Origin of the sequence: Aliikangiella marina (assembly GCF_007004765.1) — a bacterium.
GTDB lineage: Bacteria > Pseudomonadota > Gammaproteobacteria > Enterobacterales > Kangiellaceae > Aliikangiella > Aliikangiella marina.
In genome coordinates, this window is sequence record NZ_VIKR01000001.1 from 1,382,701 (window position 1) to 1,403,504 (window position 20,804).

Sequence of the window (20,804 nt, forward strand, 5' to 3'; positions counted from 1 at the left end):
AAAATTCATGCTTTTTTTTGGTACATATCCATTAGAGTTCGATTGTTTTTCGCCCGTACATCTTTTCTGCGAGGATATTTATTTGACTGCATTGTTCGATCATCTTATTCGATTCAAGCAATTGTTTAGAGTCTTCTTCATACTCTAATCCCATAAAATACTTGAACCATGGCTCCATTCCCAAAGCATAAATACATACTTGTTTGGGTTTTATCATTTCAACTACACCATATGCTTGGGTACAATCTGAACCATCTAAACGTCGAGTATCTTTTATCGCCTTGGGTACCATTTTTGAATGAAGCGCCCCATATAACCAGGTATAAGGGGCTCCTACGCACTCCATGCCAATCGCGTATACATCTAATCCACTCAGTAAGTCACACATATGACGATATAAATTAACATCGGGGTTTGCTGAATCAGCCCCAAAGAATAATTTTTTACCGTCAACTTCAATTAGCCAGGCAGCTTTACTTCTAACGTTTAAATCACCGTGTTCACCAAGAAAAGGAATTGCAGTAATCTTACCATTAGGGATATTTATTTGATCGAGGTCTTCGACTTCGATCACATTAAAATTTAAATGTTTTAAAAGTAATTTGATTGAAGGGTCTGCAAGGCTACCCCCGTTATTTTTTGGAACAATTACCTGTGATGTTTTGTATCTTAATTGCAACAAACTCTCAATACACACATGATCTTGGTGATTATGCGTCAAACAAATAAAATCTATTTTAGGCGGTATTTCACTATAGCTAATAGTATCTGCTTCGTACTCTTTACCGCGACTTGCTATAACAGGATCAATCAAAATAGAAACGTCTTTAGTTTCTACAAGAAAGCCTGCATGCCCGGTATACTGGAGTCTAACTCCACTTTCAACTGGTTTGTGTGGAAACTGAGTCTTGTTTTCTGTAAAAAGTTCATTGTAATCTAAGCCACCAGCAAGTTCGTTCGTAGAAAACAGTTCTTTTATTCTTTTTTCACTAATTGGAATTTCTCGACTCTTAAATATCTCGTCAACTATTTTCGAATTAAAATCAGCCTCTATCCGCAAATGATTATCATCTGGCAGTCTTGGAGTACTTAAAACAAATGGTCTCTCTTCTACTTTTGAAAGCATGCCAAATGATAGAGCTTGTAGATCTTTTTTGTAATATTTACTTTGATATAACAAAGCTTCAATGAGACGATACGAGGGTCTGTGCTGTAAGTCCATTACTAACTCTACATAGCCACTTAACGCCTGAGGAACCTTTTTGTAAAAAGGCTCAACCGTTTGTCCACTAGTATGAGATTCTAGCATCTCATCAAGAGCATTTATTGCAGAAGATAGTTCAACTAAATCACTGCACTTGGTGTCAATATCATTAATTAAATTCTGTATGTCTTCTAGCTGTTCTTCGCTACAATGTAAGAAATCACCGCCAGTCACTACTGATTCCTTTGCAGCACTAATATGCAATTCATAGTTATTCACAAAAGAATTCATAATTCTCTTATGCGTATTCACCATATATCTAGCTGCAGTAACCGGTGGAAGTAGGTATGACCACGCATACCAGTTATTAAATAATGGTTCAAAATAAACATCTTCTTTAAGATAGAACAATCTATCGGTCATCTTCGGCTTCCTTCTTAATTCTATTCGCCAGATAAATTAGGCTCGTTTACATAATCGCTAAGTTCAATATCACTTTAAGATAGAACGGTTAAATGCTCTCGTATACTTTCAACAGGATTACTATGGCCATATCTTTGATCTGCGTTTGTTGTTGTTCCAATATTGATCGCGACAACTTGGCCAAGCTTATTTATTATCGGCGCTCCGCTACAACCAATTGGTATTCCTTCTTTTTGGTTGTATCGAAAAATTAAACTCTTATCACTTTTTTCCACGACTACTGCTTGTCTGGTATTTTGGTATTCCGGCATATTAGCAACTAGCCAAACAGACTCACCAACTTCGGGTGAAGATTCAGCTAAGCAAGCTGCTTTTACCTGAACGTCTTCAGAAATATGGAATGCGCTAATATCCTTAAAAGAAATAGGTTCCAATTCTCCTATTCTGGCATTTTTTAGTGCAATCATTTGATTACTCACGCCCAACTCATGAAACATCCATCTTTCTTTCATTACATCATAAAGTACCGTTGAATCGATTACTGACGGTAGTTCGGCTCCTGTATAAGCTAGATTGTTACTAGAAGCATCAATCTCGTGCGCTTTTAATACCTCGTCTAAAACATGTAATGCAGTCAGTACTAATGTGTGTTGGTTATGGTTGACGACAAATCCATATCCGCCAAAGGCAGAATTAAATCCACTCTTAAACTCCAAACGAACTAAGAAATTATCGAACAACTCGGGTGTGACAAGCTGATTAACAGGAGTTTCTTGCCACTGTTGCAAATTTATATTTCTTTCTCCATGATAGGCTTTAAAATCATTTCCTCTCAATTTAACTTGATCAGAGGTATGACACGCCTCACTTATCTTTCCTTGCTTATATAGTGCATAACACCTTTGACATAAATCAATATTGGGACCTGCGGGACAGGTTTGACATTGATAACGTGTACCCACTATTGGGCTTACTTTACAGTTAAAGCAATGTTGCCAGAAATGTATTTCTTGCTGCATATTCACATTCAATTAACCCACTAAAATCATCAAACCCAAAACACATGAACGAAACTGTTGGTACTACGTCAATTATAAAACGATTGGTTAATCGGCCTTACTCAATAATTTATTATTCTCTAGGCTTTGAGGCGGCAGTAACACGTTATGTCCTAATTCGACACCATCATCTGATTGACTTCGACATTCGACTATAGAGTTTCTCAAAGGCTCTATCGTCATATCTGAGTGGTAAATCATTCCACCACCTGCCGATAGACCGAAGCCTTTATTATATTGCCCACTCGACGCTAGTAGTTTCTTAAGACTATTCCAATTGCTTTCTTTTTCACTGACTTCAACAAAATAAGGAAGTAACTTTAAGCCTTCAATAAGAGTTCCGTCACAATTCGCAATTCCTAAACCTAGCTGAATAGCACCGGCGGATATTCCAATGAGTACAGCGCCCGAGTAGTACTTCTCAATTACGGTTTTAGCCATACCGGTCTTTTCAAGAATCTCTGAGGCGACCTTAATATCTCCACCCGCTAGCAATATGAGATCTGCTGACTCAAGGAATTCTTGTTCTTCTTTAGAATATTGACTCGTAATCATTCTGCTTTCGTGAAGATCAATATTATCCATTGCAGCTTTAAACAATTCAAAAAACTCAGGTTTATCACCGTTAGCCGCACCAATGTATGCGGCTTTGGTGATAGAAGCTTTTTTAGTATCTAGATTTTCGCGAATAGATTCGATAAATCGATTTTCAGCTATATTCCAAAACAACAGCTGACTATCCGCGAGAAGATACAAAGATTTTCTGTGTTCAGACATTACTACTCTTCTAATGCAAATTCTTTATCACGAGTATTTTTAGTAACTCTACGGTTATGACTATATTTGTCTTCACCAGCAACTAATACCGTACCATATTTATCTAACGATAATACTGTTCCGTATTCGTCAACCGTGTCAGTTTCTGGATAAACTTTTACACAGGTCGGGACATATCTCGCGGTAAAACCGAGACGAGTTTTATTCTTGCTTGAATTAGGAAAAGATGAATGCATCAATGTAGACCAAAATATAACAAATTGACCGGCTTTCATCTCAATTGAAACAGCTTTTGATTCATCAGGAACAAAATCTGGGTCTTTTTGTAGGTTTCTATAATCATATCCAAAGAAACCACGTTTCATACCATCTTTTTCAAGTTTGTTTACTTGGTCTGGCTGATATTTCATTTCCTTTGACTCATCGTATACCATTTCTTCTTGAGTACCTGGTATAAAACGCAAACAACCATTTTCTTCAGTTGCATCAGTTACGGCAGTCCATACCGTGACCGCCCCGCCAAACTCAGAACTTGGCCATTCTATTTGAGGGGCACCTGACGCATGAGCAAACGTATCTGCCTGATGCCAATCAGTACCCTCATCTCCCGGATACTTTGGAAATAACTCTGAACGCCAACAAATAATATCTGGACCTAATATTCCTTCTAACTTGTCCAAAATCTGACGTTTCATAATATGCTGACTAAAGAAATTAATATCTAAATGGCGATCGTAGCCAGCCAGAAGACTTGCGTGATCAACGTCGTAAACGGCGTATTCTCTGTCAAACATTTCAGCTCTAAGCTTTTTATACTCTTCTCGAATTTCTTCGGCATCATAAAGATCAAAAGGTCCTAAATATCCATCCCTTCTAAATTGTGCGATCTGTTCATCGCTTAAGCTAAACTTTTTCTTAGTCATAAGTTAATTCCTTAAGGTTTTAAATGAATGATTCTTACAGGCTTTCTTACTAAGCATCTAACGCTTCAGTCGAAGCGTTTGTTTCTGCTTTAGAATAAAGCTCTACCCACTCTGCAATTGTTGGAGCGGCCATTAATTTTGCCGTTTCTACGGTGCGATTAATTTGTTTTTCTACAACAATTTGAAGTTCGACAACAGTTAATGAAGATACTCCTAAGTCAAAAAAGTCTTCATTTAACTCAATATTCTTCATTAGCTCTTTTTCTCTAAACGAATTTAGGATTAAACTCTCAATTTCTTTTGTTTCCATTTTTAACTTCCTATTTTAATTAAGTTGTGCTCATTAATTTTTTATCAACTTTACCATTATTATTGATCGGTAAACTTTCACTAAAGATAAAACTGTCCGGTATCATGTAGTCAGGTAGTATCTTCGCCAACATTGACTTAATTGACTTTGGCGAGAGTTCATGTTCTTCCTTTACTTGAATATAGGCGACTAATATTTGATCACCTGATTCATATTTTTTGGTGGTAACGATCGCGTCAACCACTTCCTTGACTTTAACAATAGCTGATTTGACTTCCTCTAACGACACTCTATAACCACGTATTTTTACTTGATTATCTTTACGACCATGAAACAATATTTCACCATTTTCATTTCTCGCTACTAAATCTCCGGTTCGATAGATAAGCCCAGTATCTATCTTATCGTTATAAAAGAAATTTTGATTATTGCTATCATTTAGATAACCTAAAGCGACACCAGAACCGCTGGTATAGAGTTCACCTAAGCGACCATCTTTTACTGGATTAAAATTCTCATCTAAAATAAAGACATTGGTTCCCGTAATAGCTTTACCAATCGGTACATTCGTGTCAGGCAAGTTATTTTTGGTCATCTTATGGCAGCAAGTAAAAGTAGTATTTTCAGTTGGACCATATCCATTTATCATCGTAATATCTGGGAACTGGTTGATCACTTTTCTAATGTATTTAGCACTTAACACATCTCCACCAGCTAACAAAACTCTTAGCGGCCTTAAAACGTCAATAAACTTATCTGCAACTAAGTGGAATAAAGCCGCAGTTAACCATAAGATAGTGACATTATTATTTACTAGATCTTGTTTTAGCCGATTAGGATCTAAACCTTTTCCGGAATATAAAGCGACACACGCACCATTTAATAGTGCCCCCCAAAATTCAAAGGTTGATGCATCAAAATTAGCTGGTGCAAATTGCAAAATACAATCTGTTTCAGCAACACTAATGTAGTTAGTTTCCTTGACTAATCGAATTACTGCTCTATGTGGAACCTCGACGCCTTTGGGGTCCCCGGTTGAGCCGGAAGTAAACATAACGTAAGCTCGAGAATCAGGCTCACCGTTAATACTTTGAAATTCGGAAAGTTCTTGCTCAAAGAGCCCTTTTTCTTCAAACAATATTATTGGTAATGTCGAAAGAGAGCTAACTTGACTCGTTTTATTTGCTATCAGTAATTTAACTTTGGCTATATCTAAATACTTTTCAATTCTGTGTATCGGAAGTTGGCTATCAATTGGTAGATAGGCTGCCCCACATTTTAAAATTGCTATGATCGAAACGACAAATTCGATAGTGTGTGACATTTCTAGCGCTACAATATCGCTAACACCGACATTTTTCGCTTTTAGATGGCTCGCTAAATTATTTGCCCTCGCATTAAGCACTGAGTAAGTAATACTTTCACCGGAATATTTAACTGCAATATTGTCAGGATTTGTTATTGCATACTGTTCAAATAATTTATGTATGTTGCTTGGTTGTGTTTTACGCGAAAATGGGTTGTTGTTCATAGAGATAATTCCAAATAGTAATCATAGTGCTTGAATCTTCACGCAATAGACCGTAATGGTCGGCTTCCGGATCAATGTATATTTCCGAATTTGAAATTAAATCAGCAATTTTTTGCGAACTAGTAACATTTGCTTGTACGTCCCTCTCACCGGTTAAAATGAGCGTATGATGGCTAACATATTCAGCAAGATGTTCAAAATCACTCGATTTATAAGATAAATAATTTGCTGCATGTCTTCTCAAAAATTCTTTTTTTGTAAAAGGAAGATCAATTCCATCGGGGCGATTTGAGGAATCTTCAAACCGATCACCTTTTATCTTCTCGAAAACCAAGTTTAAATGTTCTTCGTCTTTAGCGGCAAGGGACAATAAACTATCGATTTCTGAGGCGAATTGAGTGGTACAGGCTGAATCATGCAGCATAGTATATTCACCATGAGCAAGAATTAAGTTATTGATTATATTTGGATATCTATTTGCAGCGGCTAAGGCAATGCCGGCTCCAGAACAATAGCCAACCATTATAAAGCTTTTAGCACCACTTTTATCTAATACATCTTTTAAATCTCTAACATGGTTCTCCAGAACAAACTCATTCTCAGTAATATTTCGCTCTGAATCTTCTAGAATAGAACGCGTTTCCCAAACAATAGAATTGTAGTGAGGCTGGAAAAACTCACAAAAATGCCGGGCCATCTCAAGCTTTAGACCAAACGGGATGATTAGTGCAATCCAAGGCTTCCCCGGTCGGCTTGATTTAGTTATGGCATAATTTATATCTATACCGTCAAAACTTTGCAGGGTTTTCTTTTCCATAGTTTCCTCTTTAATTTCGATATAAGCGTGCTTAAAATGCAGTTATTTTTAATTAACTTTAAGCGCTCAGATTGTGCTGGTTATTTTAATTAGGCGAATTCTGGCACTTGAGTCTTTTGTGTGCCCATTAACGCATTTAGTTCTTTGCTGATAAATGAAAGCAATTTTTGTTCATCGGTATGAACAAAGAAGTGCCCTCCATTAAACCTCTTACTTGAAAACGAATTTTGAGTATGAACTCCCCAGGCTGCCAAATCTGCATCACCGATATTTTCTTCCTCGTCCCCTGCTAATGCATGTATTTGGCAATCAAGGACCGAAGCTTCTTTGAATTGATAACTTTCAAGCAACTTGAAATCACCTCTTAGTTGCGGCATAAAAACGCTACGCAAATCTTTGTCCCTCAAGACATTACCTAAATTGTCTCCATAAGTTAGCAATAGTTCATTCACAAACTCATCTTCGGGTAACTCGCCAATAGGCTTATTCGGATAATACAATTGAGGTGCGGGCATCCCCGACGGTATATATAACAATGGCAACATTAAGTTACTTTGCTGTAAAACTCTTAGCCATTCAAAGCTAACCATAGCACCTAAACTGTGTCCAAATACAACATAAGGTTTAGTAAGAAAAGCTTTTAACTCGTCGCAAAGCTTTTCGGTCAATTCAGGAAACTCTGTGATGTATTTTTCATTAAAACGCTTTTCTCTACCAGGTAACTGTACTGCGCACAATTCGACATTTGCTGGAAGTAATCTAGGCCAATCACGATAGGCCGAAGCACTACCTCCGCCATAGTGAAAGCAGATAAGTCTCATTGTTGCGCTAGGGTTTGGCTTATGAATCACCATCCAAGGCGTTTCATTCTCCCCTCGAGTCACCATTAATAATCCCTGTTTTATGCTTCTTTATGAAGTCGCATCTGCGACGTTTTTGTCGTCAGAAGCTGCTTTCTCTTGCTCTATTTTTTCCATGTGTTTGCGTAAACTAAGCGGGCGCATGTCGGTCCAAACCTTGTCAATATACTCTAGGCACTCTGCTTTTGTTCCAGACATCCCCTCGTTATGCCAACCTAGCGCATTTTCTCTATCAGCTAACCAGATCGAATATTGCTCTTCATGATTTATTACTACATTGTAAGTTCGTGTATCTTCTTCTTGATCAAACATAAATTTTACCTTTGTTTGTGTCTAAGCTGCGAGTTTCCAATCCTGAAAATACGATTTAATCACGCATACTCATTTCGTTTTGTATCAAGCAGTCGCTTCTTCTTCGACGGGTACTAATTTCCCTGTTCCTTGTAATGTGCTTAGATCGATATCCGCGACTAATTGCACTGGTACATAATCGAGCACGAGATTACCCACCAAATGAACAACACCTTTTGCATTTTCAAAATCTGCGTCGTCTAGTTTACTTTGCTGCATATCCAATTGGCTGCCGAGCTCAGTACCGCCCTGTGTTTCAGTGAATTTCAATAGTACAAATTCGCGCTCAATCTGTTCTTTCAATTCTTGTGCTGAATCACTTCTTTCAGCGACTATTTTATGTTGGCCTTGTGAAAGCTTTTTGACTAATTCGTTCATTTATTTTCCTAGTGTTAAATGGTTAAAATGTTAAATTACAAATTAAGTGTTTATTCAAAATGGTTAACAAAGCTTTGATTGTTACACGTCTTAATAAATTTCCGGCAAGACGCTTCTTTAACCACACATGTGCCTACTTGAGCAAATAATGCGATTGTTTTACTGCGAATATTAACCTTTACGAGGCTGAAATTATGTAAGTTATTAAACGAACTAAGGCTTTGCTACTGTAACCTACCAATACGTTTCTAATTCCGTTAAGCAGTTTTATGATTCAAAATCGTCGATACCAACGCCTGCTTATCGCTTTTTTGTAATACGGTTATTGATTGAGCTTCACTTGCAATATGCAATGAATGACAGCTAATACGGTCGCTTCAGTTAATTTTAATGACTTTAATTGTGTCTTAGGTTAACCGCTCCAATTGACTAAATCAACAGAAAATTAAAACCAATTCACAGGTAATTTATTTAACCTTTACCTGTGAGCAGTAACGCACCTAAACGAAATAATGATCTCATGCATGAGACGACTTCATCTTGAGTGAGCTATTCTCGAACAACTATCACTGCTATGATGTTTATTAGATTTTTTATTTACGAAAAACAATCAATCTCTGTTAAACTTCAAAACTAGTCTCTTGTCAAACTCTATAGCCCTGGGGCAATACCACACTAGAGGCAACACATATCAGGGGCAATAAAACAAGAGAGGCAATACAACGATTAAGACAATACAACAAGTAAGACAATACGACAAGAACTGTTCTTTCCGCCATATTACTTCTTATAGATTATAGAATTCAATAGACTGTGAAAGGGTAAATACTAAATTGTATATCAAACGTTATCAATGTGATTACTAATGTCATATCTCAAATTATTAATCTAACGTGTTACTAGGATTATTTTTATGTCAAAAGACCAATGGTTGCTTAGGCCTAATAGAAGCTCCCCTTTAAACCAAGATATTAAGTTACTCTGTTTCCCTTACGCAGGAGGCAGTGCTGCGACTTATTTAGATTGGCACAACTGGTTACCTCAAAACGTAGACTTAGTTGCTATTCAACCACCTGGTAGAGCTTCTCGTATTTTTGAACCGGGTTATAAAAATATGCATGACTTAGTCGACAGTTTAATCGAGGCTCTATACAAAGAACTTAGTTCTCCCTATATTTTATTTGGCCACAGCCTAGGCAGTCGCATCGCATTTGAACTCATGAACAGGTGTTTAGCACAAAATTTGCCCCTGCCCCACCGTTTCATTGCGTCAGGAAGTCGAGGTCCTCATCTATCACCAAGAATAACCTCAATTTATCGATTGCCAGATGCTCAATTTATAGAAAAGTTGAAAAGCATAAATGGCACTCCGAAAGAAATTTTGGAAAATTCAGAGTTAATGGAACTTTGCCTCCCTATGTTACGCTCGGACTTCGAACTCGCTGATAAATATAAATATTCAGGAGACTGTGTCTTTGACTGTCCAGTGAGTATTTTTGGAGGTAAAAGTGATTCGGAAATTAGCGTTGACGAACTTAAAACTTGGCAAAAGTTTTTCTCTAAAGATATCACTATAGAGTTATTCGCAGGCGATCATTTTTTTATTGACTCTTGCAAAACTTCTGTAATTAGTAAAGTTAACGAAATAATTAAATTTGAATTAACAAATTTACAAGTTGTTTCCTGATTTAAAACTGCCTTATTAAAAATAGCCCTCAGTGACTGAGGGCTATTTTGTGTCTTCTAAATACTCGATAACCGTCGTTAAAACATTCGACACAGACAAATGGTCATCCCAATCTATGTTTTTCCAATCAATGCCAGTTTTTAGCTCCATAATATTGGAAGTTAACAGTTTTTTAACCGTACTCGAAGATTTAATAGGCCGCACCTTGAAGGGTTTTGTTTTAGCTGGCGCTTGTTGACTATTAGACAGTCTGAGCTCTATTTCTTGATTTATTTTTTTTCTATCAGTTATATTCAGCGTCGTTTTATCTTGACTAATTTTATATTCGTTTTCAGCATCTAAAACAATTTTTTTTGTTTTAACAAACGAGTTAGATAAACCTGATTCATACGCTTCTAAAATACAGGGATAGCGTGTTAAGACGTTGTAATTATCAAACGCTCCCATCGAAATGCCGAGATTAGTTGCTGTTTCTTTAATCGTTAAACGCTTTAAACCAACTCGAACTCGCGCGGTGTTAAGTGTATTAATTTCACTCATTGCATTTAGAAATGCAGCCAGTTTTCCATATTGCGGTAAATCTTCTCGACTCGCGTTCTCCTGAAACTGTTTGACTTTGGCTAATAATGGTTTGTTGTTGTACAGCTTGAATTGAGCTGCAGAACCATAACCGTTAGCATATACTAATGCGAAGAAACGTCTATGGCCGGTTAAGACTTTGTATTTACCATCTTCAAGTGGATAAACGGTAGGCGCTTGTATTAGTTCAGAAATAGCTATGTTATTACCTAGTTCAATAATTGACTCAATTGTTTGATTCGCTTTTTTCCATTCTTTACTACCGTATTTCAAGCAATTTATTATACAAGACTTTCCTATAATAACTTTATCTTCAGCTAGATAAGTATCCACTAGTTGCTTTTTGGTAATTTTACGAGTTACGAATAAGTTGGCATGTTCGTCTTCGATTAACACCGCAGGCAAAAACCTGGCATTTTCTTCATCAGGAACTATTGAACTGAGAAAAATTGACTTATATTTAAACGACTCTAAATCTATTTTCTTATCTTTGTTGTTTAAATTACTGACTAATAATTGTTCGTACTTAACACCGTTCATTCGAATATTCTGACCCCCGAAACTTAACCTAGACAAACGCTAGTATAACACATCCGACCATCTATTGGTTAATTTATACCCGTATTGCAACATAGTGGTGCATAACTATTAACCATAAGCGTGTCAAAATGCTCACATATTAACCAAAAACAGAGTTTTTTAAGTTAGTTTTCTATCCGACTAGCATATTTTTATAACTATGTTATTAATTATAGCGTAATTAGTTGACTTCGATATCGTTAATTAAACATGCGTTAGATTCTTCGGGTATAAATCCAATCGAACTATTTAAAATTCTCCTTTTTACTCATATTGAATATATTCTTATTCCCTACTTTAAATCTATACTCGTCTGAAACTAGCTAAAGAAAATTTCTTTTCAGTCACATAATAGGCTACAACCCTAAATTGACTTGTCGCTATACTTGTTCATTACTTATCCTTCACAACTGTTTTACGAATCTACTATTGTAATTTTCGGGTAACCAATGTTTGTTATGGTTCTTTTACCAATGTTTGTTGTAGGACCTTTAAATGAGTCTTAGGACTAAACCTTAAATCCCAATTTTAATACGACCTTTAAATAGCTCGCGTTAAGAATATTTTAATCACGAACGATAGCAGAAATCTGGAAGTTACTTGTGAAAGTTATTAATCAAATTTAGACAGGTAAATGGACTAACTACATAACGACGTACAAGGATTAATTAGTCGACCTACGCAATAATTGATGATTGTTAAGGTTGTTTAATTTTCAAACATCCAATCTCTAATAGTATATCTTCTCAGAAATTTAAAAGGTTTAATTTAGTTTTTATCTCATTTTGAGTGTTGCCGACTTAACTAATTCAGTGATATTTTTTTAGCTTAATGGACTTGATGAATTAGAAGAAACTTATGAATAATAATGATACTAAACTGGACGAGTTAGAAAATATTGAACTGATTAAGTGGGCGTTCAAGAGAGGATATCAGTTAGGTGCTTCAGACGCTGGGCAAGGTGTTTTTATAGAGTTTTCAGAAACATTAAACTATTTTATAAAAGAACTCGATCAATCAATAGAAGTACAATCAAAGTTAAAGTACGTCGCTAATTAATAACACAAATCTACTTTAGTTTTCGATTAACCCCCTATTTAATTCGTTGCAATGCAAATAGCTTGATCAGTAAGAGCAAGAGCCAAAATAAAATTAAAAAGTAAAAAGCGGCAGTTAAAAAATACCTCCTTAACTGATTTAGCACCAATAAAAATTCGACACGAGAGTGTGATTAATGCGCGTCCCCCAGTTGCTTAAGTACGAATATCTTTAGTAAAAATATATTTAGCGTATTTATCAATTTCAGATATCTCATCAATGTTATCTCTATAATCTCTTGATGAACGACAAGCCAACCTTTTTTTGACACCGGTAACAAACAATTAAAGAAAATAATCTTTAGGCGTACATAGCGAGTAGTTCTCTCGTCTCGAGGGGGTTCCAATTATTAACACCATGGGCCCAAGCTCGATTGTTAAATATTAAAAAATCACCCGGCTGCATTTTATAGATAACATGGGTATCAAACAATTTTGCTGTCGAGGCTAAGTCACCACTATCAGTGTCAGCAGGCGCCCAATCAGAATCCCGTTCAATATGCATCATACTTTGATATTGATCACTACCTTTAGCATCAATTGAAAAACAAGAAGAGCCATTATCAGTTTGAGTGTGTATCAATGATAATTGACTCAATAAATCAAATTGTAATCGATGAAATGCATGATCATGAACGGTAACATTATCCCATAAGGTATAAATCTGCTCGTTACTCACTTTTGAGTACTGCTTTTGTAATGGTGCTAATCGAGTAACCACCTTGCCTTGAGCAGTCTCACTTAATGTGCGTAGTACTTTATCGCAAGACTCGATAACATCCTTGGCATCAAGATGACCTTGCTGTAGTTTGCGAATTGCTGCCGCGTCAAGATCTTTACCCAATATCGCCTTCTCTTTCGCCTTCACATGGCTAAAATCTGCTCGTTGATCAATTCGACTGAGCACGTTTTCACCACCATGTTGAGCGTTCTTTCGACAATAGAGACCAAACAATTCAATGGGAGAAGTACTATCGCCCTCACAATGAGGTTGAATGTATTGATAGTCTTCTCGCTCATTCACAGTAACGGCAACATCATCAACACCACAACGATCTTCCATCATATCTACGACAAATTGCATTTGAAGTAAGTATGATTCGGTTAGCTGATAATGTTCTGCTAAGTCGCTAAATATTTTACTAGCATCTTGCAGTGAAATAGATCTTGCTAATGCAATATTATTATTTGCTAGTTCAGATATTAGACCCGAATCTTGTTGCGGCGCATTACCGTCTAATGGAATGATATACGGACAGCTATGTGCTTCTTTGCTAGCATTGAAGACTGGAACACCATAATGTTCAACTTGCTCGTTTGTAATGTGCCGACTTACATGGTCAGTTTTCATGATAATTACCTTTTACTTTAGGCTTTAAACAGTTTCAATTGACGATTTTTTGGTTTAGCCGTACGCGAGACTGCTGAGGGACCAACAAAATGCTAGTTCAGTCACGAGAGTCTTACTTCGCCCAGCGTCATGAGAAAATTTAATCGATGACAAGAGCTAATACTTCTTAACTCGCTAAGTAATTCAAGCTCAAACCGTCTTTTTGCGAACATTGTGCCCGTTGATTAATCAGTGGCTATATCTCTCTAACTTTTTTGGCAAATAAAATCGATTCCCAGAACCTTTTGCAGATTTCTGGATTCAATTACATTGTTCAAGGGACAACAAGGCCGCTTGTGATCAAATTCTTCTTATATTTATAACTTTTATGGTATATACCGACCTTGCTCTCATTACTCGTCAAGTGTTAGTCGCATACTAATGAGAACTGTCAAGCTTTAACGTTTTGTTTCAGCGCTTACGTCATCGACGTTTTATCGGTGTTACTTAGAATAATGTAATACAAAAGCGCTAATTTCAAGTAGTTAAAAGTTTGATTTTTCAACTGGGTAAATTTGCTTTCGCACTTTTTATTTTCTTATAGCAGATCTAATCTGCAGTATCCCTATACTATCTAATTTCGCGAAACGAAACAAACGAGCACTCGCTTGCCACCGTTAATTTAACGCTCTTAATTGCTTTCAAGAGCCTATTCAAGCAGCTAGAAGGGATCAGTACTCATCAATTAAACCACCAAAAATAGGCAAGTCGTTAATTATATAAATAATTATTTGCGCTTCAGAAACAATGACTGGACTACACTGCCCGACCAACTTTAATTTATTGGCTTCATATTACTAGATTAAAATCCAACTTAACAGCCAACTTGAGCCAATTTTTTCTCGCAAAAGTTTACGTCATCATTCTATCAAATGTGAGCAACCTAAGCCGATACGAATAAGAAATATGTAGCTGACTCTTTCACTCAAATGTCCGTTTTTCGTATTAAGACGTGACCAGCTTCACTAGCAATTTTGATAGTTTACTTTGCTGTCGCTTGTTTAATCGACTATTCGAGCTGTTGCTAACCATAAACACATTTTCTACCATCTCACCAACGGTAGTCAGCTTAGCGGAAAATATTTTTATCTTCATTTCTCTAAAACATTGGCAAATAATCGTCATGAAGTTTGGGTTATCTAACGCGGTTATTGAGACTAATGTTCGATCTGTTTTGGTTGTTTCTAAATACTCAACTTGAACCTTGTTTTCAAAATTTTTGATATATTTAGGTGAAGCTAGTTTTACAGACTTTTGCCTGTTTAATACTTGTTGCTGTAGCTTGTCTTCAACATCTTGTTTGCGGGAAATAGTCTCTATTGGATTACCGTTGTAATCTAGGACCTTTATCAATTCTAAAATATAATCATTCTTACAACGAATTAACTGGGCATCTTTGACGTCAACCTTTAGCTGATTTAACGCGCTAAATAGATCGGAGAATAAACTTTCTCTATCAGGTAAATAAGCGAAAATACAACTACAACCATCGACCGGTGCTTCTGATATTGAGATAAAGCCTAACGTATCGGTTGATAAAAGGGCTTTTTGACTAAAATACACTATTTCATCTATCTCAGTATTACTGAAGAACGTAAGCGGTAGATTTCTCCATAGGTCGATAACTAAGTCGTGATTTAAGTCAAAGCGCTTTTCAAGTTCAGCTAAGGACTCTTTTTTACGCTCTTTAATTTTTTCTCGTATGGTAAAAACGTTTTCGAGCCCTTGTAACAACGCTTTTTTCGATTCAATGTAAAGCCGCTCCAACAAACTCGCTTTCCAGCCGGTCCATAGATTAGGATTAGTCGCATTAATATCGGCAATTGTCAGACAATACAAGGCATCTAGTCTAGACTGAGTACCTATTTTTTTTGCGAAATTTTTTACTACTTCGGGATCAGAAATATCTTGTTGTTGTGAAGTAATCGACATTAAAAGGTGATTCTCAACTAACCAAGTTACCAACTCGATATCTGAGCGTTTAAGCCCATGAAATTGACAAAATTGTTTCGCATCTACTGCGCCAAGCTCGCTATGATCGCCTCCCCGCCCTTTGCCGATGTCATGAAATAGTGCAGCTAACAATAGCACTGGACGCTGACGAATCAATTTTGAGAACAAGGGTTGATAAGTAGCAAAGTGTACTGACTTTGATTTCGATGTTAACTCAACGACATTCAAAATCGTTTGGAAGATATGTTCATCAACGGTATATGCATGAAATAAATCGAATTGCATTTGACCAACAATATTTCGCCACTGGGTTAAATAGGCTGCAAGTATACCGTGATGGTGCATTAGTTTAATCGAGTTACTAATATCATTTGTTTCAGCAAGAATACTCAAAAATTCTGTACGACATTCCTCGAAATCTTGCAGATCACCGAGCAAGCGGCGGCGTGCTTGTCTCATTAAACGAATTGTTTGTGGGGTTATGCCTCTAATCTTGCTACCAGACTGTGCGACGATACGAAACATTGACAATATTTCTTTACGATGAACAAAAACATCGTACGCTCTAACATTGATTAAATCATCACGAATTTCAAAGTTTTGATTAACGACCTCTACTTTTTTCAGTCCGGTAGAGTATAAATCAAACTGGATAAATGCCATAAGCATTTGATTGATTTCTTTGATACGTTTAGTTGCACGAAAAACTTGTCGCATCATTTTTTCAATAGCAAGATTCCCAGTATCGCCAAATCCTAAAAGTGAAGCTATGTCGGCTTGATACTCTAATAACAGCCTGTTTTCATCGCGACCCGCGATCTTATGAAGCGCCCAACGAACGCGCCAAATAAAATTCTGTGCCTCGATAAGTTCATTAAACTCATCGGTATTGAAGTATTTGCTACGTCTTATGTCAGCAAAATCTGAAGTTCCCATCTCTTTCTGGAGAATCCAAAAAACAGTTTGGACATCTCTTAGACCACCAGGTCCTTCTTTGATATTTGGTTCCAACTTAAACGCTTGATTATCAAGCTTTAGATGACGTTCTTTCTGCTCTAATAACTTTTCAGTGAAGAAACGTTCGCCATTCCATGGTTTATTACTATAGAGCATTTCTTTCACGACACGAGCGTGTTGCGGTGTTCCAGTTATAGTCCTTATCTCAAGTAAATTAGTCGCTATAGAAATATCATTTTTGCACATCTGCTTATTTTTTGAGAGCGACCTGACAGATTGACCAACCGTTAACCCTAAATCCCAAAGTTGAGTCATAAAGACTTGTAGACTCTCCTCTTCTTTCGAACTTAACGAGCTCTCGTAAAGCACACATATATCAATATCAGAATGTGGATGTAGTGTTTTCCGACCATACCCTCCAACTGCATTAAGAGAAAGGTTTTGGTTTGCACAACCTGCAGCATTCCATAATTCAGTCACCACTCCATCGATAAAAGTTGCACGATTTTCTAATAGGCTTTCAATCGGTGTTGTACTAAAGTTTATACTTAATTGCTCATCGAACACGTTAATTTGATTTTGGAAGCGTTTAATCATCTCAATACTTGTCATAGAATAAACTCTCCACTAAGCGGGCTTTAAGCTATCCAAAATGCATACAACCCAAGACTGGTAACAATCATTAGTAGAACATTTAATGGCGCGCCCACTTTAGCAAAGTCAGTGAACCGATAGAGCCCGGTACCATAAATCATGGTATTAGTCTGATAGCCTATGGGAGATAAAAAACTGGTAGAGGCAGCAAACATTACTGCAAGAACCATTGGAAAAATATCAATCCCAAGACTTTCTCCAAGGGCAATTGCAACCGGAACGAGGATCACGACGGATGCATTGTTACTCACCATTTCTGTTAGCAAAGTGGTGACCGCATAAAGCGCCATTAATACCCAGATAGGATGCCAACCAGACGCAAATACGGCAAGTAAACCACCAAGCCATTCTGCCCCACCCGATTTTGTCATTGCGATCCCTAAAGGAATAACACCGGCCAGTAAGAAAATCACATCCCATGAAACGCCTGAATAAATATCATGCTTGTTAATACAACCACTTAATACCATTGCTATTATTCCAATCAGCGCGGTCACTACAATCGGCAGTGGTGTTAGTGCTGCGCTGAGCACTACTGCCGTGACAATACTACCCGCCCAAATCATCTTCTGGTTATCAAAACTATCTTCATGCTCTTCAAGTAAAATAACATCGGTCTGTCGGCGTAATTTTGCTAAAGATGTATTGGAACACTGTAGTAGCACCACTTCACCAACATGGAGTTTTTCATCACCAAGATAACGCTCAGTAACTTGCTCTGTTTCAAGGCCAATAAGACGAGCTTGATCCCGCTTCCAGAATCCTGCTTCACGTACTTTACGACCACTAAAACGTTGCCGATCCCGAACCAAAGCCCTGACTAACTGGCCATCGCTTCGTGCTTTACGCAATTGTCCGGTATCAAATAAAACATCAACATCATTACTTTTAATCAAGTCGACAACCTGCCGCATCTGAGCACGAACTTGAATAATGTCTAATCGTTTTATCGGCTTCACTTGTGCTTGTTTGATATGGCTCGTGTTCTCTCGAACGAGTTTAACAATTTCGACATGAGCACGACTGGCAAAATCAGATTCTTCTAAGGTCTTACCGATCAACTCGCTATCATCAGGTATACGAAGTTCTACAACAAATTGTCTCGCATCCTCATCATGAAGCTTAATTCGATCTTTTTTGGGCAATAGCCAACGACCAACCGTCAGAAAATATACGAGACCGACACCTAAGACAATTAAACCTAAGTGCGTAAATTCAAACATATCAATTTCGCGGCCAAATTCGGGACGATCCTTGAGAATAGCCGAGGCTAAAATATTGGTCGAAGTACCAATCAAGGTTAAAGTACCGCCGAGCATGCCAAAGAAGCTTACCGGGATCAGCAAGCGCGAGGCGTGCATTTTAAGTCGTTTACACATATCAAGAACAAGCGGTATTGCAACTGCAACCGCAGCAGTATTATTAATGAAACCTGAAATAAGACCAACCAATAACGCAACGACTAGCATCATACGTAGCTCTGAAGTGCCAACAAGCGGAAAAAGTTTTTTACCTAAAAGATTAACTAATCCCGACCGTTGAATACCGGCAGACAAAATAAACATTGCCAGTACGGTTACCGTCGCAGTGCTCGATAACCCGCTCAATCCCTCGCTAACGGTCGGAAAAGCCGCTCTTAAATCAATTCCCCTCTCAATTAACCAGGGTGAGTGCCCCACTAACGGGATAACCATCAGAGTGATTAGGATCAATAATGCCGTGACATCTAAGGGTAATTTCTCAGAAGCAAACAGATAGAGTGCAAGCGCGATAACTGCGAAAACGATAGCGATTTCTACGGTCAATTGATATTTCCTTATCGTTGTTTTTTCGTTCTAGTAAAAACATTATGGCATAGATTACACCAAATCTTCGTTTTAAATTCGCTCGTTACTTGATAATAAGTCTGACTTAACAGCATTCTAATTTTATTTGACTTCGCTATTGAGAAACGTTTTTTAGTTGAGTGCTCAACATTGCTGCAATAAGACTTAACATTGCAAAAGTCGCTAACACTGCCGTGATAGAATAATGAGCGATCACCCCGCTAACGGCCCCAATAAAAAGCAATAAAATACCAATGAGCGTGTTACTCACAGTAACGTATGCAGTCCGTTTATCGTCTTCAGCCATATCAATTATATAGGTCTTACGCGCCTGACGAACGCCCTCGTGCATCACGGACAGAGAGAAGAAAAAAGCGAGGTACCCATATAAGCTAGCTGAATCTAGACCGTGTACCAGCATTCCTACAAGAAAGATTAGCATGTTGATGATGGCAATTAGTGTAATTAAGCCCTTGCTATTCCGGTCCGCCAATCGACCCCAGATGGCGCCACTAACAAAGCTAGCTGCGCCACTTAAAATGATTAAACTTCCTAAGTTCGACAAGGTTCCGCTGGTCTCTTGTTGAATTAATAGCACAAAGTAAGGTACACCCAAACCCGAGGTGATCATTAATCCTCTGACTATAACAAAACGAACAAAATCTTTGTTTTTACATGCGACAACGAGATTATCGACTGCGAGGCTTAAGCCATTAACCGACCCAGAAGTCGCTCCCGGATATTCTTTGACAAATCCCCAGGTTAGTGCACACAAGGTGAAACTAACAATCGCAATAATTAATAGTTCACTAACCCCATTTTTATCCTCATAATAGAAGAGTAACATACCGCCTAAAACAATACTGAACAGGCCAGAAATCGTAGCTGCTTTACCAGTAAGTAAGCCTCGTTTTTTTTTGGGAATCGTTTTACCTATAACATCTTTACTCGCAATTGAAGCGATCGCACGTGCAAGACTAAAAAATAGCGTGAGCACTACGATCGCGATCCCCGCTAACATATCAGTCAAATACAATCCAACCAGCAACAGTCCGGCGATCATAACCGATTGTAACAGTGCACCGACAACTAGATAATTTTTACGGATCGGTTTTTGACGAATAAAAGCACCTAAAATTAACTGCGGGAGCATCGAGCCAGCTTCTCTAATCGGCACGAGCAAGGAAATAAGAAAGATCGGTGCGCCAGTTGCCGTCATTAACCAAGGCAAAACAATTTTTGCACTCGCTAAAGTATCAGCTATTTTACTCAACACAAGCGATACAATAACAAATAGCGCATTACCAGGGACGACCTTACACGCTTTATCGCTTATCTCTAGGCATGCCCTGCCCTCGTATTCATCGTCGATAAATTTATGGAGTGTATTTATATATTTATTGTGCATCAGTCTTTAGATTTTCCCCATTCACGCATCATTCGACAGCTT

General features: G+C 37.6%; 17 protein-coding genes. 2 read left to right on the forward strand and 15 right to left on the reverse strand.

From position 1 onward, the window contains the following. Positions 1-31: 31 nt before the first annotated feature. The 10 genes from FLL45_RS05405 to FLL45_RS05450 all read right to left on the reverse strand — a co-directional run bounded on the left by FLL45_RS05405 (position 32) and on the right by FLL45_RS05450 (position 8,632). Positions 32-1,627: an MBL fold metallo-hydrolase gene (locus FLL45_RS05405; protein WP_142940954.1), complete on the reverse strand. Its 1,596-nt coding sequence runs from the start codon at positions 1,625-1,627 to the stop codon at positions 32-34. 74 nt (positions 1,628-1,701) lie between these two features. Next, a complete protein-coding gene (locus FLL45_RS05410) occupies positions 1,702-2,646 on the reverse strand; it encodes a ZZ-type zinc finger protein (protein WP_142940955.1) in 945 nt (314 codons plus the stop codon). Positions 2,647-2,733: 87 nt separating this feature from the next. Further along, positions 2,734-3,462 carry a Type 1 glutamine amidotransferase-like domain-containing protein gene (locus FLL45_RS05415; RefSeq protein ID WP_142940956.1) on the reverse strand — a complete coding sequence of 243 codons (729 nt, stop codon included), beginning with the start codon at positions 3,460-3,462 and terminating at the stop codon, positions 2,734-2,736. 2 nt (positions 3,463-3,464) lie between these two features. Then, positions 3,465-4,385 (reverse strand): chlorinating enzyme, encoded by a 921-nt coding sequence (locus FLL45_RS05420; protein ID WP_142940957.1) that lies wholly within the window; start codon positions 4,383-4,385, stop codon positions 3,465-3,467. Positions 4,386-4,434: 49 nt separating this feature from the next. Next, on the reverse strand, positions 4,435-4,695 hold the full coding sequence (locus tag FLL45_RS05425; RefSeq protein WP_210247116.1) for an acyl carrier protein: 261 nt from the start codon (positions 4,693-4,695) through the stop codon (positions 4,435-4,437). A 19-nt stretch (positions 4,696-4,714) separates the two neighbouring features. After that, positions 4,715-6,226 carry an amino acid adenylation domain-containing protein gene (locus tag FLL45_RS05430; protein WP_142940958.1) on the reverse strand — a complete coding sequence of 504 codons (1,512 nt, stop codon included), beginning with the start codon at positions 6,224-6,226 and terminating at the stop codon, positions 4,715-4,717. After that, complete coding sequence (locus tag FLL45_RS05435) at positions 6,201-7,043, reverse strand: alpha/beta fold hydrolase (RefSeq protein ID WP_142940959.1); 843 nt, start codon at positions 7,041-7,043, stop codon at positions 6,201-6,203. The genes FLL45_RS05430 and FLL45_RS05435 overlap by 26 nt, the downstream gene beginning before the upstream one ends. Before the next feature lie 89 nt (positions 7,044-7,132). Then, complete coding sequence (locus FLL45_RS05440; RefSeq protein ID WP_142940960.1) at positions 7,133-7,930, reverse strand: thioesterase II family protein; 798 nt, start codon at positions 7,928-7,930, stop codon at positions 7,133-7,135. A gap of 24 nt (positions 7,931-7,954) precedes the next feature. Beyond that, positions 7,955-8,215, reverse strand: a complete 261-nt coding sequence (locus FLL45_RS05445; RefSeq protein WP_142940961.1) for an MbtH family protein — start codon at positions 8,213-8,215, stop codon at positions 7,955-7,957. 84 nt (positions 8,216-8,299) lie between these two features. Then, positions 8,300-8,632 (reverse strand): MbtH domain protein, encoded by a 333-nt coding sequence (locus FLL45_RS05450; protein ID WP_142940962.1) that lies wholly within the window; start codon positions 8,630-8,632, stop codon positions 8,300-8,302. Between the two features lie 913 nt (positions 8,633-9,545). Between FLL45_RS05450 and FLL45_RS05455 the strand changes: the two genes are divergently transcribed. Continuing rightward, positions 9,546-10,319, forward strand: a complete 774-nt coding sequence (locus FLL45_RS05455) for a thioesterase II family protein (protein WP_142940963.1) — start codon at positions 9,546-9,548, stop codon at positions 10,317-10,319. A 42-nt stretch (positions 10,320-10,361) separates the two neighbouring features. On the opposite strand, the gene FLL45_RS05460 is transcribed toward FLL45_RS05455, so the two are convergent. Continuing rightward, positions 10,362-11,438, reverse strand: coding sequence for a ParB N-terminal domain-containing protein (locus tag FLL45_RS05460; protein ID WP_142940964.1), 1,077 nt, complete (start codon positions 11,436-11,438; stop codon positions 10,362-10,364). Positions 11,439-12,335: 897 nt separating this feature from the next. On the opposite strand from FLL45_RS05460, the gene FLL45_RS05465 reads away from it, so the two are divergent. Beyond that, positions 12,336-12,536 (forward strand): hypothetical protein, encoded by a 201-nt coding sequence (locus tag FLL45_RS05465; RefSeq protein WP_142940965.1) that lies wholly within the window; start codon positions 12,336-12,338, stop codon positions 12,534-12,536. Between the two features lie 339 nt (positions 12,537-12,875). Here the strand turns inward: FLL45_RS05465 and FLL45_RS05470 are convergent, their stop codons facing one another. The 4 genes from FLL45_RS05470 to FLL45_RS05485 all read right to left on the reverse strand — a co-directional run bounded on the left by FLL45_RS05470 (position 12,876) and on the right by FLL45_RS05485 (position 20,762). Further along, positions 12,876-13,925 (reverse strand): TauD/TfdA family dioxygenase, encoded by a 1,050-nt coding sequence (locus FLL45_RS05470; protein ID WP_142940966.1) that lies wholly within the window; start codon positions 13,923-13,925, stop codon positions 12,876-12,878. Positions 13,926-14,909: 984 nt separating this feature from the next. Continuing rightward, entirely contained in the window at positions 14,910-17,486 is a 2,577-nt protein-coding gene (glnD, locus tag FLL45_RS05475; RefSeq protein WP_142940967.1) for a [protein-PII] uridylyltransferase, read from the reverse strand. Between the two features lie 26 nt (positions 17,487-17,512). Beyond that, positions 17,513-19,333, reverse strand: coding sequence for an SLC13 family permease (locus tag FLL45_RS05480; RefSeq protein ID WP_142940968.1), 1,821 nt, complete (start codon positions 19,331-19,333; stop codon positions 17,513-17,515). A 136-nt stretch (positions 19,334-19,469) separates the two neighbouring features. Further along, a complete protein-coding gene (locus FLL45_RS05485; protein ID WP_142940969.1) occupies positions 19,470-20,762 on the reverse strand; it encodes an MFS transporter in 1,293 nt (430 codons plus the stop codon). Between the last annotated feature and the right edge of the window lie 42 nt (positions 20,763-20,804).